The organism is Blastococcus sp. SYSU DS0616 (genome assembly GCF_054051015.1).
Window position 1 is genome coordinate 64871 of the sequence record NZ_JBJHAJ010000006.1, and the last position, 12290, is coordinate 77160.

Below are 12290 nucleotides of genomic sequence, written 5' to 3' on the forward strand. Positions count from 1 at the left end.
CGCCGGCGCGGACGGTGGTGGTGACCGCCCGCGAGGACCTCGAGATCCGCTGCCAGGTGGTGGCGCTGCTCGCTCCCGGCTGACCGGCCGGGCGGCGGCGCCGAGGCGACCCGGTTCCGAGTCGCGGGAGGCCCGCTCTTCCGCCAACTTGGACGGTGCGCGACGAGGCGCAGGGGGAGGGCGGTGCCATGCCGGAATTCGACCTCGCGACCGTTGACCTCGTGGTCATCGGCGCCTACGTGGTCATGATCATCGGGATCGGTTACTGGGTGTCCCGGCGGACCTCGGACTCCGACGACTACTTCCTCGCCGGCCGCGGCATGGCGTGGCCGCTCGTGGGCTTCTCGCTCATCGTCACCAACTTCTCGGGCACGCAGTTCCTGGGGCTGGCCGGAGCCGGCTACGACACCGGGATCGCGGTGTGGAACTTCGAGTGGATGGCCACGCTCGTCCTGCTGGTCTTCGCGGTGCTCATCCTGCCGATCTACCTGCAGTCGAAGATCAGCACCGTCCCGGAGTTCCTCGAACGGCGGTACGACCGGCGCTCCCGGTACGCGTTCTCCGGGTTCACGGTGCTCACGGGCATGCTCATCGACTCCGCCGGGGGCATGATCGCCGGCGCGCTGGTGCTGAACCTGCTGTTCCCCGACGTCCCGATGATCGTGCACATCGTGGCGATCGCCGTGCTGGCGGGCGTGTACGTCATCCTCGGCGGGCTGCGGGCGGTGATGATCACCGACACGATCCAGGGCGTGCTGCTGTTCCTGGCGGCCGGCATCATCTTCGTCATCGTGTTCCGGGAGTTCGACTTCCAGTGGTCGGTGTTCCCCGAGCTCGCGCCGGAGGACGGCTTCACCATCGCGCCTCCACCCGACGACGACTTCCTGCCGTGGCCGGGCATCTTCACCGGGGCGATCTGGCTCGGCTTCTACGTCTGGGTCGCCAACCACGTCGTCGTCCAGCGGGTGCTGGCGGCGAAGAACCTGGACCACGGCAGGTGGGGGGCGCTGTTCGCCGGCCTGATGCAGCTGCCGCTGCTCGTGCTGCTGATCTTCCCCGGGATCCTCGCCCGCGACGTCTTCCCCGACCTGGAGAACCCGGACCTCGCCTGGCCCTCGTTGATCTTCGAGTTCATCCCCGTCGGGCTGCGCGGGCTGATCGTCGCCGCGCTGCTCGCCGCCCTGATGTCCACCCTGGACTCGGTGCTGAACGGGGCCGCGAGCCTGGTGATCAACGACTTCGTCAAGACCCGTGACAAGGAGTACAGCGAGAAGCGGCTGCTGCTGATGAGCCGGGTGCTCGTCGGCATCTTCATGCTCATCGCGGTGGCCTGGGCGCCGGTCATCCTGCAGTTCGACACGATCGTCCAGTACTTCCAGTCGTTCCTCGGCTACGTGACGATGCCGATCGTCGTCGTCCTGCTCGGCGGCATCTTCTGGAAGCGCGCCACCGCGCCGGCCGCCTTCTGGACGCTGGTCGTCGTGGTCCCCATCGGGGTGATCGGCTTCGTCACCGGGGAGATCTTCGAGCTGTACGGCGTCCAGTTCCTGTACGCGACCGGGATCATGCTCCTCCTGAGCGTGGTCACCCTGGTGGCCATCACGCTGTCCACCGAGGCGCCGGACCGCGAGAAGATCGCCGAGGTGGTGTTCGACCGGCAGACGTGGCGCGAGGAGTCCGGGGAGCTCCGCGGCAAGCCCTGGTACAAGAACTACCGCCACCTCTCGCTCGGCCTGGCGGTGCTCACCGTCGCGGTCGTGGTGCCGTTCATCTGAGCCGTTCCGCCGACGCGCGGTTACCGGCGGGGTGCCGCGGGGTGACGAGGGCGCTGAATATGTGTAGTGGGCAGCCGAAATGGGCAGACCTCGGGGCGATGATGTACCGCGCTGCCGCTGCTGTGCCGTTCTCCGACCGGGACCGGGTGACCGCCGGGCTCCGCGGGCAACTGCGGGTGATGGCGGCCGCTGCGGGAGCGGACCCGGACTGGTCGACGCTCCGGGTGCAGGGGCCGGCCCGACCCGTTCAGGGCCAGAACACGGAGCTGACCGAGTGGACGGCGACCGTGGTGGTCACCGGGGGAGCGGCGGCCCTCGACGACCGGTTGATCGACGCGCTCCGGCCGGGGGTTCCGCGGCGGGCGGCGGCGAGCGCCGAGGCGACGTCTCCGCTGGTCGATCACTGAACCGCACGACCATCTGGTTGAGCGTTCTCTCACATTTGCCCGCCCCGCTGGCAGCCGGCCGAGCGGCGCGGCATGCTCGACGGGTGCCGAGGAGTGTTGCGTTGACGCGTCGTCGCGCCGTCGACCTCCTGCGCACGGCGAGCCTGCTCTAGCGCGCCGCGCCGCCCACCCTTCGCGGAGACACCGCGCGCCGCCCGTCGTCGGCGCGCGCCACCGCGCCGGTCCGGGCCCCGTCCGCGCCCTGCCCCGCCGAGCCATCCAGAGGCCCCCGTGATCGAGCTGTCCGACGTCCGCAAGGTCTTCCCCGCGCGCCGGGGGGCACCCGAGGTCGTCGCCGTCGACGGCGTGAGCCTGTCGGTCGCCGACGGCGAGTTCGCCGGCGTCGTGGGCCCCAGCGGCTCCGGCAAGAGCACCCTCGCCCGGCTGGTCAACCTGCTGGAGCGGCCGACGTCGGGGCGGGTGGTCGTCGACGGTCAGCCGCTCACCGACCTCGACGCCGACGGCGTGCGGCGTGCCCGACGCACCGTCGGCATGGTGTTCCAGCACTTCAACCTGCTCGACTCCCGCACCGCCGCCGGGAACGTCGAGCACCCCCTGGAGCTCGCCGGCGTCGGCCGGGCCGACCGCCGCCGCCGGGTGGCGGAGCTGCTGGACCTGGTGGGACTGGGCGACCGGCACGCCGCCCGGCCGGCGCAGCTCTCGGGTGGCCAGAAGCAGCGCGTCGCGATCGCCCGCGCGCTGGCCGCCCGGCCGAAGGTGCTGCTCTGCGACGAGGCGACCAGCGCCCTCGATCCCGCGAGCACCACCGGTGTGCTCGACCTGCTGCGGCAGGTGCGCACCGACCTGGGCCTGACCGTTCTGCTCATCACCCACGAGATGGCGGTGGTCCGGGCGGTGTGCGACAGCGCGGTGCTCATGGACCGCGGCCGGGTCGTCGACGGCGGCCCGCTGACCGAGGTGCTGACCCGCCCCCGGTCACCGCTGGCCGCCCAGCTGCTCCCGGCCCCACCCGTCGCCGGCCGGGCCGGCGACCTGGTCCGGGTCACCGTCACCGACGCCGCACCGGAGGGCCGGGTGCTGCGCACCCTCGCCGGCGAGCTGGGGCTCGACGTCGAGGTGGTGGGCGGGTCGGTGGAGACCGTCGCCGGCCGCCGCTTCGGTCGGCTGCTGCTCTCGGTCACCGGCGACGACGGGCGGCTGGACCCCGCGCTCCAGCGCCTCCGGGACGGCGGGTCCCTGGTCGAGCGCGCCCACCCCGGCGACGAGCCGGCGGCGTGGCGGGAGCAGGAGCAGCCGGCAGCCGGGCCGCCGGACGGACCCGACGAGCCCCGATTCCTCGACGCCCCGGAGGTGCAGCGGTGAGCAACTGGGACCGGATCGCCCCGCAGCTGGCCGATGCCACGTGGGAGACGCTGTACATGGTGGGCGTGAGCACGCTGCTCACCGTGCTGCTCGGCGTCCCGCTCGGCGTGCTGCTCACCGTCACCGCACCGGGCGCGCTCTCCCCGAGCCCGGCGCTGCACCGCGTCCTCGGCCTGGTGGTCAACCTGGGCCGGTCGCTGCCGTTCATCATCCTGCTGGTGCTCGTCGCCCCGGTCACCCGGGGCATCGTGGGGACCACGATCGGGTCGACGGCGACGATCGTGCCCCTGACCATCGGCGCCGTCCCGTTCCTCGCCCGGCTGGTGGAGACCAGCCTGCGGGAGGTCGGGCACGGCAAGGTCGAGGCGACCCTGGCGATGGGCGCCCGCCGGCGCGACGTCGTCCGCACGGTGCTGCTGCCCGAGGCGCTGCCGTCGCTGGTCTCGGGCGTCACGGTCACCGTCGTCGCCCTCATCAGCTACTCGGCGATGGCCGGCGCCATCGGCGGCGGCGGCCTCGGCGACTTCGCCATCCGCTACGGCTACCAGCAGTTCCGCACCGACATCACCGTGGTCACCGTCGTCCTGCTGCTCGTGCTGGTCCAGCTGCTCCAGTGGGCCGGCGACCGCTGGGCCCGACGGCTCGCGCACGCCTGATCCTCCGCACCACCCGACCTCTCGCTAGGAGAACCCCGCACATGCTCCGCCCCACCCGGACCACCCTCGCCGCCGTCGCCACCGCCACGCTGCTCGGCCTCACCGCCTGCGGAGGTGGGGAGGCCGAGCTGTCGGCGGCGGACGAGCCCCTGCGCGTCGGCGCCTCCCCGGTGCCGCACGCGGAGATCCTGCGGTTCGTCGACGAGGAGCTCGCCGACGACGCCGGCCTGGACCTGGAGATCATCGAGTTCACCGACTACGTGCAGCCCAACGTCGCCCTCGACGACGGCTCGCTGGACGCCAACTACTTCCAGACGGTGCCCTACCTGGAGGAGCAGGAGGCCAGCGCCGGTTACGACTTCACCGCGCTGGAGCCGGTGCACATCGAGCCGCTGGGCATCTACTCCGCCTCGCTGACCACCCTGGCCGACCTCCCCGACGGCGGTACGGTCGCGATCCCGAACGACCCGACCAACGCCGCCCGCGCCCTGCGGCTGCTCGAGGCCAACGACCTCCTCACCCTGGCCGACACCGGCGACTCGGCGCCGACGGCCCTGGACATCGAGGGCAACCCGAAGGGCCTGGAGATCCAGCAGGTCGAGGCCGCACAGCTGCCGCGCTCGCTGGCCGACGTCGACGCCGCGGTGATCAACGGCAACTACGCGATCGACGCCGACCTCTCCCCGGCCGAGGACGCCCTCGCGCTGGAGGAGGCCGAGGGCAACCCGAACGCGAACCTGCTCGTGGTCCGCAGCGGCGACGAGGACGCCGAGCGGATCGTCGCGCTGGAGGAGCTGCTGCACTCCGCCGAGGTGCGGCAGTTCATCGAGGAGAACTACTCGGGCGCCGTCCTGCCGGCGTTCTGAGCCGGCCCGGGGCGCCCCGACCGGGCGCTGCCACCTCCTGAGCCGGTGCCGGCGGGGACGCCGGCACCGGCCGTCCGGCCGAACAGGGCCGCGAGGGAGGCGTCGGAGGCGGCCAGGGCCGCCCGGTCGAAGGTGCTGCCCGCGGCCACCAGCTCGGCCGCCCCGGTGCGGTCGAGCAGTTCCGCCAGCCGGCTCTCCACCTGGGCGGGCGTGCCGGCGACCGCCGCCGCAGCCGTCTCCTCGAGGTACTGCTGCTGGCGCGGGGTGCGGTGCGCGGCGCGGACGGCGGCCACCGGCTCCAGCGCCGGGAAGGTGCCGGTGGTGCGGGCCCGGGCCATCGCCCACGCCTCGGGCAGCAGCAGGTCCGCGGCCTCCGCCGGGGTGTCGGCGACCAGCACGTCGAGGCTGATCGCGACGCGCGGCTCCGGCTGCTGCCCGGAGGGCCGGAAGGTGCGCCGGTACTCGGCCAGCGCGGCCAGCCCGGGCTCGGGGTCGCCGGCCAGGCCCAGCAGCGGGCCGCCGACGATGACGGGGAGCCCCAGCTCCGCCGCGACCTGCAGCCCGCGCCCGGTCGCCAGCACGTGCAGCGGCACCGGGCCGACGGGCTGCGGGTGCAGGGTGATCTCCGCCGCGCCGGTGAGGTAGGCGCGCAGCTCGGCGAGGTCGGCCGGGAAGTCCCGGTCGGCCTCCCGCAGGGCGCGGCGCACCGGCGCGGTGAACCCGGGGGAGCGGCCCAGCCCCAGGTCGACCCGGCCCGGCGCGAAGGCCGACAGGGTGGCGAACTGCTCGGCGACGACGAGCGGCTGGTGGTGCGGCAGCATCACGCCGGCCGAGCCGAGCCGGATCGTCGTCGTCCGGCCGGCGACGGCGGCCAGCACCACTGCCGGGGCGGCGCCGGCGATCCCCGGCACCCCGTGGTGCTCGGCGACCCAGAACCGCTCGAACCCGAGCTGCTCGGCGTGGACGGCGCGCGCGACGCTGCCCTGGAGCGCCGCGGCGTCGGGCTCGCCGATCCGGGTGCGGGAACGGTCGAGCAGGGACAGCCCCGGGGACGTGTCGGTCACGTCGGCGCCAGCGCTCCTCGGCCGTGAGGTGTTCCAGTGGCCGCCAGGGGCGCGCGGTCGGCAGGGACCGGCGGCGCGCCCCTCGGCACCTCGGCCGCCGTCACGCCGCTCCGGTGCTCACCCCGCGAGCGCCGGGGCCACCTGCCGGTTCACGTGCTCGTACGCCCAGGCGGCAAGCGTGCCGGGCGTCGTGGTCACCAGGCTCCGGCCGTCCTCCGGGACGAACCCGTCGCGGAGACCGGTGCTCATGCCGAGGATCGCCTCGACCTGGGGATCGGTGAGGCCCGCGGCCCGCAGCCCGGCACGGATGGCGTCGTCGGGCACGCGCTCGACGCGAACGGAGCGTCCGGTCGCCGCGGCCACGACGTCCGCGACCTGGGCCCAGCTGAGGTCCTCGGGCCCGTGGACGGCCTGGACGTGCCGCCCGGACCAGGTGGTGGACAGCAGCCGCACGGCGGCGACGTCCCCGACGTCCCGCGGGTCGACCCACGGCAGGGGCATGTCCACCGGCAGGGCGACGCGGAAGACGCCCTCGTCGAGGCCCGGGTCGAGCAGCAGGTTGGTGAAGAACATGCCGCAGCGCAGATGGGTGACCGAGGCGCCGGTGCCGTCGAGCGCCACCTCGGTAGCGGCCAGGCCGTCGATGTCCCCGACACCCGTGCGCTTCTCCGCACCCACGCTGCTCTGGAAAACCGTGCGCGTGATGCCGTTGTCGGCCACGGCGCGGGCGGCGATCCGGCCCAGCCGGCGCTGGGCCTCGATCGGGTCGTCGTCGTCCGTGGGCGGGTTGACCCAGTACAGGGCGTCGGCGCCCTCCGTCGCGCGCAGCACCACGTCGAGGTCGCGCTGGTCGCCCTCGACCGTGTCGACCAGGGCGCGGGTGGCCGGGTCGAGCCGGCCGGCGTCCCGGAGCAGCAGCGTCGGCCGCTGCCCGGCCTGCAGCAGCAGGCGCACGACGCGCGAGCCGACGGAACCGGTGGGCGTGGTGACGACGATCTTCACTGGTCCTCCTCTGCGTGCGGGAACCGCCATGGACTGCACCCGCGGGCTCGCTCCCCACCGGTGCCGCCACGACATGCTGGTGCGGGGTACCGACAAGAACGGCGCACGGCGTGGTCGCCCGTGCCGGCTCCGGGAGCCCGGCGGCGAGGACGACGCGCCGGCGGAGGTCACCACGGCACGATGCCGTCGGCGTCCAGGAAGGTGCCCGACGGCGCCTCGGCCGGCAGCGTCGCCGCGTGCACCACGACCCCAGCCGCCTGGGCGGGTGTGAGCGGCGCCTGCTCGCGGTTGCCGGGGGCCAGATCGGTCTGCACCCAGCCGGGGCAGACCGAGGTGACCGTGGCGGAGCTCGGCCAGGTGCTTCGCCAGGCCGATGGTGATGCTGTTCAGCGCGGCCTTCGACGCCTGGTACCCGGGCACCACCATGCTGTAGTACGGCGAGTCCGGGTCGGACTGGTCGGTCAGCGAGCCCACGGTCGAGGAGACGTTCACGACCCGGGCAGCCTCGCTGCGGCGCAGCAGGGGCAGGAAGTGCTCGATGACGGTCACCGCGCCGGCGACGTTCGTCTCCAGGGTGCGGCCGAAAGCCTCGAGATCGGTGAACTCGTGCGTTGCCGGCCCGGTCGCCTCCGCAAGGATCCCGGCGTTGTTGACCAGCACGTCGAGACGGCCGTACCGGGAGTCGAGCTCCTTGGCGCTGCAGAGACGCTCTCCGACGACGTGACGTCGAGGGCGACGTGCGCGGCGTCGTGCCCCTCGTCGCGCAGCCGGTCGGCGACCTCCCGGGCAGCGACGGCGTTCCGGCTCGCCACGACGACCGTGTGGCCGCGACGGGCGAGCTCTGCGGCGGTGGCGCGGCCGAGGCCGCGGGTGGATCCGGTGACGAGTGCGATCCGGGACATGGGGGTGGGTCCTCTCTGCTCGGGCGCCGATGGGGCGTCGCCGTGGTCCCCGGCGCTGGTGCCGGTACCGAGCAGACGTTCGGGCGGGGTCGGATGTGAGGTCGTCCGGCACCGCCGCGCTGCCGGACCGTCAGGCGGCGCCTTCGAGGGAGAGCAGGCGCTGCTTGGCCTCGGCGCCACCGATGTAGGCGCCGATCGTGCCGTCGGTGCGGACGACGCGGTGGCACGGGACGACGACCGGCAGCGGATTGGTCGCGCAGGCGGTCCCGACGGCCCGAACGGCCCGTGGACTCCCGACTGCGGCGGCCACACCGGCGTAGCTGCGGGTGGTGCCGTAGTCGACGGTGCGCAGGGTCTCGAGCACGCTGCGCCGGAACCCTGAGGCCAGCCGGAGATCCAGCGGGATGTCGAACTGCGTGCGGCTACCGGCGAAGTACTCCTCGACCTGCCGGGCCGCGACCTCCAGCCGAGCGGGGGCGCGCAGGATCCGCGGGCCGATCCTGGTGGCCAGCGTGGCCAGGACGGCAGCGTGGTCCTCACGGGCGTAGGCGACGCGCACCAGCCCGTGTTCGGTGGCCGCGAGGAGCAGCGGCCCCACCGGTGTGTCCATGACGCGGTAGGCGACGTCGAGCAGTCCCTCGTGCTCGGCCTCGGCCACCAGCCGGGCGTGCAGGCGCTCCAACGCCGGGGCGAGGTCGTCGTCGAGCCGGGCGAACAGCCCGGGATCACGGTCGTCCATCGACGGTCTCCTCCAGTCCGACATCGTGGTAGCGGACGCGCAGCGCCCTGATCCCGTCGGCCGAGGCTCGACGGGCGGCCGCTTCGGTGCCGCCCAGCACGGCGGCGACCTCGCGGTGCGGCAGACCGGCGAGGTGGTGGTCCGCGACCGCCTGCCGTTGCTTGTCCGGCAGCCGGCGCAGCGCGTCGTACAGGTCGCCGTGCCGGGCGACCTCCTCGTCCGCCCCGTCGGCGCCCCCGGCGGGTTCGGGGACCGGCTCGACGGGCACGGCCCGGCGTCGTGCGGCGCGGTGCAGGTCGACGGCCTTGCGGTGGGCGACGGTCACCAGCCAGGCCTCCCAGTTCGTGTCCTCCGGGAGCCCGGGGTAGGCGCGGAGGGCGGCGAGGAAGGTCTCCGACCACGCGTCCTCGGCGTCGACCGGGCCGACCACGGCCCGGCACACGCGCAGGACCGTAGCGCCGTGGCGGGCGACGATCTCTTCGAAGGGCAGCACGGCAGGTAGACGCCTCGGCGGGTCGATCGGTGAGGTCTGCGGTGTCGCAGTCTCGCTCATCGAAGTCGGCGGACGGTCTCGCCGCCGGACGTGGCCACCTCGCCACGCGCGGCGACGTCCGGGCCGAGGGTGGCCCGACGCCGGCGCTCGCGCAGCCACCAGCTGAACATGAGCGCGGCCACGGTGGAGTTGAAGGCGTGCAGCGCCCATACCGGGCCGACCGGCAGGTGCACCACGTACAGCCAGTGGATGACGTTCCCGGCATTGGCCAGGGCGAGGTTGCCTCCGCTGTAGGACGCGAGGTCCCTGGTGCGTGCCGCCTTGACCACCATGGGCAGGGACGCGAGGGCGAACACGCCCGTGGACACGGCTCCGGCGATCACCGACCAGCCGCTCATCGATCGACCTCCTGCAGGTTCCGGTGCTGCCCGCCGCTCGGGCTCGGAGGGCAGACGCCGGCCGGTGCTCCGGTGTGAGGTCCGGAGCCGCGCGCCGGGCTCCCGAGCGCGCTCGCGGCGGCGAGCCCGGCCACCCGCGGCCGAGGACCCGATCGGGGCGTCCCGGGGGGGTAGGCGTTGGTCCCCGCCCTCGGCGCCGGGCAGACTGCCGGTGTGACGGGCGGCGGTGAGGCGAGGACCGATCCCGGGCTCAGGCTCTCCGCCCCGCCGGGTGGGGACGTCGGTGCGCCCGAGCAGGGCGCACGGCTGCTGGTCCCCGGCGAGACCTGCTGGCGGATCGAGCAGGCCACCCGGTTCGCGGTCTTCGTCGACGCGGCCGGGTACTTCGCCACCCTCAAGCGCGCCGTGCTGGGTGCCCGGCGCCGGGTGCTGTTCATCGGCTGGGACTTCGATCCCCGCATCCGGCTCGACCCGCTGGACGGCGGCCGGCCTCAGGACGACCGGCTGGGCGACGTGCTCGAGCGGGCGGTGGAGCAGAACCCGGACCTGCACGTCGGCGTCCTGCAGTGGGACCTGGGGATGCTGCGCGCGCTCGGCCGGGGGCTGAAGCCGATCGTGCTCCTGGACCGGCGCGCCCCCGAACGGCTCACCCTCGCCGTCGACACCCACCACCCGGTCGGCGGCGCGCACCACCAGAAGATCGTGGTGATCGACGACTCCCTGGCGTTCGCCGGCGGCATCGACGTCACCGCGGACCGCTGGGACACCTCCGACCACGCCGATGACAACCCGCACCGCTGCCGGCCGGCGACCGGGCCCGCACCGGGTCGGCTCACCGGACCGTGGCACGACGCGACCAGCATCATGACCGGCCCTGCCGCACGGGCTCTCGCCGAGCTGGCCCGCGAACGGTGGGAGAGCGGCACCGGTGAGCGCCTCGAGCCCCTGCCCGAGGAACGGGACCACTGGCCCGAGGGTGTCGACCCCCTGCTCACCGACGTGGACGTGGCGATCTCCCGCACCCGGCCCGAGCACGGTGGCACACCGCTGGTGCACGAGGTCGAGCTGCTGTGGCTGGCCCTGATCGCCGGTGCCCGCCGGGCGCTCTACGTGGAGAGCCAGTACTTCGCCAGCCGGCGGATCGCCGAGGCGATCGCCGAACGGCTGCGCGAGCCCGACGGCCCCGACGTGGTCGTGGTCAACCCCTGGACGGCCGACGGCTGGCTCTCCGAGAAGGCGATGGGCACCGCGCGTGCCCGGGCGCTGGAGATCGTCCGCGAGGCCGACGTGCACGACCGGTTCCGGATCTACACCCCGGTGACCGAGCGGCGAGCGCACATCTACGTGCACGCCAAGATCACCGTCGTCGACGACCGGCTGCTCCGCATCGGCTCCAGCAACGTGAACAACCGCTCGATGGGCCTGGACACCGAGTGCGATCTGGCGATCGAAGCGGTCGAGGGACGGCCTGGGGCCGACGGGCTGGCCGACACGATCGTCGCCTTCCGGGACCGGCTGATCGCCGAGCACCTGGGCTGCGCGCCGGAGGAGGTCACCGCCGCGATCGCCGACACCGGCTCCCTGGTGCGGGGCATCGAGCGACTGCGCCGCCCGACCGGCCGCTCGCTGGTGCCGTTCGAGCCGCCGCAGCTCGGCCCGGCCGACCGGGCGCTGGCGGAGTCGGAGGTCATGGATCCCGAGAAGACACCGAACCGGTGGCGCCGGGTCGAGCGCTTCTTCGCCCGCCGCCGTCGGCCGGGGAACCGGGTGCGCGCCTGACTTCCCGCGCCGATCGCCCCGGACCGGTGCTCGGGCGGGCACTCCGCCGGCGCCCGGCTCGTTCATCGGAGACAGGCCGGTACGGACGTCAGGAGGCGTAGGCGCCAATCGCCTCGGTATCCGAGGGAGGGACCCTTCCGATGACCCGCAGGAGTGACCCGCAGCGATCGACCACGACATCGCCGTCGCCGGCGGACCGGCGGGCCGTGCGGAACCGGGTGCTCATGGTGCACCGCGTGGGAGCGGGCGTCGTGGGTGTCGTCCTGCTGGTGTTCGCGGTACTGGGCTTCGCCCGAGGGCTGCCGTTCTTCTCGACCACCGGCGAATCGGTGGTGGGCATGTCGACGAACGGTCTGCTGTCCACCGTCTCCGTGATCGTCGGGCTCGTGCTGATCGGCGGCGCGCTGGCGGGAGCGCGGGTCGCCTCGACGGTCATGATCGCCGTCGGGGTGCTGTTCCTCGTGTCGGCACTGGGCAACCTGGCGGTGCTGCGCACCGACTTCAACGTCTTCGCCTTCGACTTCAGCAACGTGGTCTTCTCGGCCGTCGTCGGCCTGGTCCTGCTGCTGCTCGGCGCGTACGGCCGGATCAGCGGCAACCTCCCGGCCGAGAGCCCCTACCGGTCACCGGAGCAGCCGGGGGACGAGTCCAGTCCGGTGGAGGAGACCCCGCAGACGCCGGCGGAGTCCGCGGCCGAGGAGGCGATGCACGAGGCCGAGCGGGCCGTCGCCCAGGGGAACGCGACCGACGAGCAGCGTCGCCGGGTGGAGGCCATGTCGCAGGCGCGCTCCCGGAAGGACCGGCGGAGAGCGTGGATGGAGTTCGACTCCGGAGCCCGCTGACCGGC

At 73.9% G+C, this 12290-nt stretch carries 13 protein-coding genes and 2 pseudogenes; 7 read left to right on the top strand and 8 right to left on the bottom strand.

The window, feature by feature from the left end; translation table 11 throughout:
- Nucleotides 1–188: 188 nt before the first annotated feature.
- The 5 genes from ACI79K_RS06270 (at nt 189) to ACI79K_RS06290 (ending at nt 5066) form a co-directional block, all read left to right on the top strand.
- Nucleotides 189–1775, top strand: coding sequence for a sodium:solute symporter family transporter (locus ACI79K_RS06270; RefSeq protein ID WP_456587980.1), 1587 nt, complete (start codon nt 189–191; stop codon nt 1773–1775).
- A gap of 98 nt (nt 1776–1873) precedes the next feature.
- Nucleotides 1874–2182, top strand: a complete 309-nt coding sequence (locus ACI79K_RS06275) for a hypothetical protein (RefSeq protein WP_456587979.1) — start codon at nt 1874–1876, stop codon at nt 2180–2182.
- Nucleotides 2183–2452: 270 nt separating this feature from the next.
- Nucleotides 2453–3544, top strand: coding sequence for a methionine ABC transporter ATP-binding protein (locus ACI79K_RS06280; protein WP_456587978.1), 1092 nt, complete (start codon nt 2453–2455; stop codon nt 3542–3544).
- A complete protein-coding gene (locus ACI79K_RS06285; protein WP_456587977.1) occupies nt 3541–4200 on the top strand; it encodes a methionine ABC transporter permease in 660 nt (219 codons plus the stop codon). The genes ACI79K_RS06280 and ACI79K_RS06285 overlap by 4 nt, the downstream gene beginning before the upstream one ends.
- A gap of 41 nt (nt 4201–4241) precedes the next feature.
- Complete coding sequence (locus tag ACI79K_RS06290; RefSeq protein ID WP_456599263.1) at nt 4242–5066, top strand: MetQ/NlpA family ABC transporter substrate-binding protein; 825 nt, start codon at nt 4242–4244, stop codon at nt 5064–5066.
- Here ACI79K_RS06290 and ACI79K_RS06295 read toward each other — a convergent pair.
- From ACI79K_RS06295 to ACI79K_RS06330, 8 genes and pseudogenes are all read right to left on the bottom strand, one after another.
- On the bottom strand, nt 5036–6130 hold the full coding sequence (locus tag ACI79K_RS06295) for an MsnO8 family LLM class oxidoreductase (RefSeq protein ID WP_456599264.1): 1095 nt from the start codon (nt 6128–6130) through the stop codon (nt 5036–5038). The two genes, ACI79K_RS06290 and ACI79K_RS06295, sit on opposite strands and share 31 nt — an antisense overlap.
- Before the next feature lie 117 nt (nt 6131–6247).
- A complete protein-coding gene (locus ACI79K_RS06300; protein ID WP_456588023.1) occupies nt 6248–7132 on the bottom strand; it encodes an NmrA family NAD(P)-binding protein in 885 nt (294 codons plus the stop codon).
- Nucleotides 7133–7299: 167 nt separating this feature from the next.
- Nucleotides 7300–7446 (bottom strand): hypothetical protein, encoded by a 147-nt coding sequence (locus tag ACI79K_RS06305; RefSeq protein ID WP_456599324.1) that lies wholly within the window; start codon nt 7444–7446, stop codon nt 7300–7302.
- 46 nt (nt 7447–7492) lie between these two features.
- Nucleotides 7493–7813: pseudogene (locus ACI79K_RS06310) on the bottom strand (SDR family NAD(P)-dependent oxidoreductase); the annotation flags it as partial.
- A 20-nt stretch (nt 7814–7833) separates the two neighbouring features.
- Nucleotides 7834–8034: pseudogene (locus ACI79K_RS06315) on the bottom strand (SDR family NAD(P)-dependent oxidoreductase); the annotation flags it as partial.
- Between the two features lie 130 nt (nt 8035–8164).
- Entirely contained in the window at nt 8165–8773 is a 609-nt protein-coding gene (locus ACI79K_RS06320; protein ID WP_456599265.1) for a methylated-DNA--[protein]-cysteine S-methyltransferase, read from the bottom strand.
- Nucleotides 8760–9266, bottom strand: coding sequence for an RNA polymerase sigma factor (locus ACI79K_RS06325; protein ID WP_456599266.1), 507 nt, complete (start codon nt 9264–9266; stop codon nt 8760–8762). Before ACI79K_RS06325 ends, ACI79K_RS06320 begins: the two co-directional genes overlap by 14 nt.
- Before the next feature lie 56 nt (nt 9267–9322).
- Nucleotides 9323–9664 carry a hypothetical protein gene (locus ACI79K_RS06330; protein ID WP_456587972.1) on the bottom strand — a complete coding sequence of 114 codons (342 nt, stop codon included), beginning with the start codon at nt 9662–9664 and terminating at the stop codon, nt 9323–9325.
- A 213-nt stretch (nt 9665–9877) separates the two neighbouring features.
- On the opposite strand from ACI79K_RS06330, the gene ACI79K_RS06335 reads away from it, so the two are divergent.
- Together ACI79K_RS06335 and ACI79K_RS06340 are read left to right on the top strand one after the other, a co-directional pair.
- Nucleotides 9878–11443, top strand: a complete 1566-nt coding sequence (locus ACI79K_RS06335) for a phospholipase D-like domain-containing protein (protein WP_456599267.1) — start codon at nt 9878–9880, stop codon at nt 11441–11443.
- Nucleotides 11444–11583: 140 nt separating this feature from the next.
- Nucleotides 11584–12285, top strand: coding sequence for a DUF4383 domain-containing protein (locus ACI79K_RS06340; RefSeq protein ID WP_456587970.1), 702 nt, complete (start codon nt 11584–11586; stop codon nt 12283–12285).
- The last annotated feature ends 5 nt before the right edge of the window (nt 12286–12290 follow it).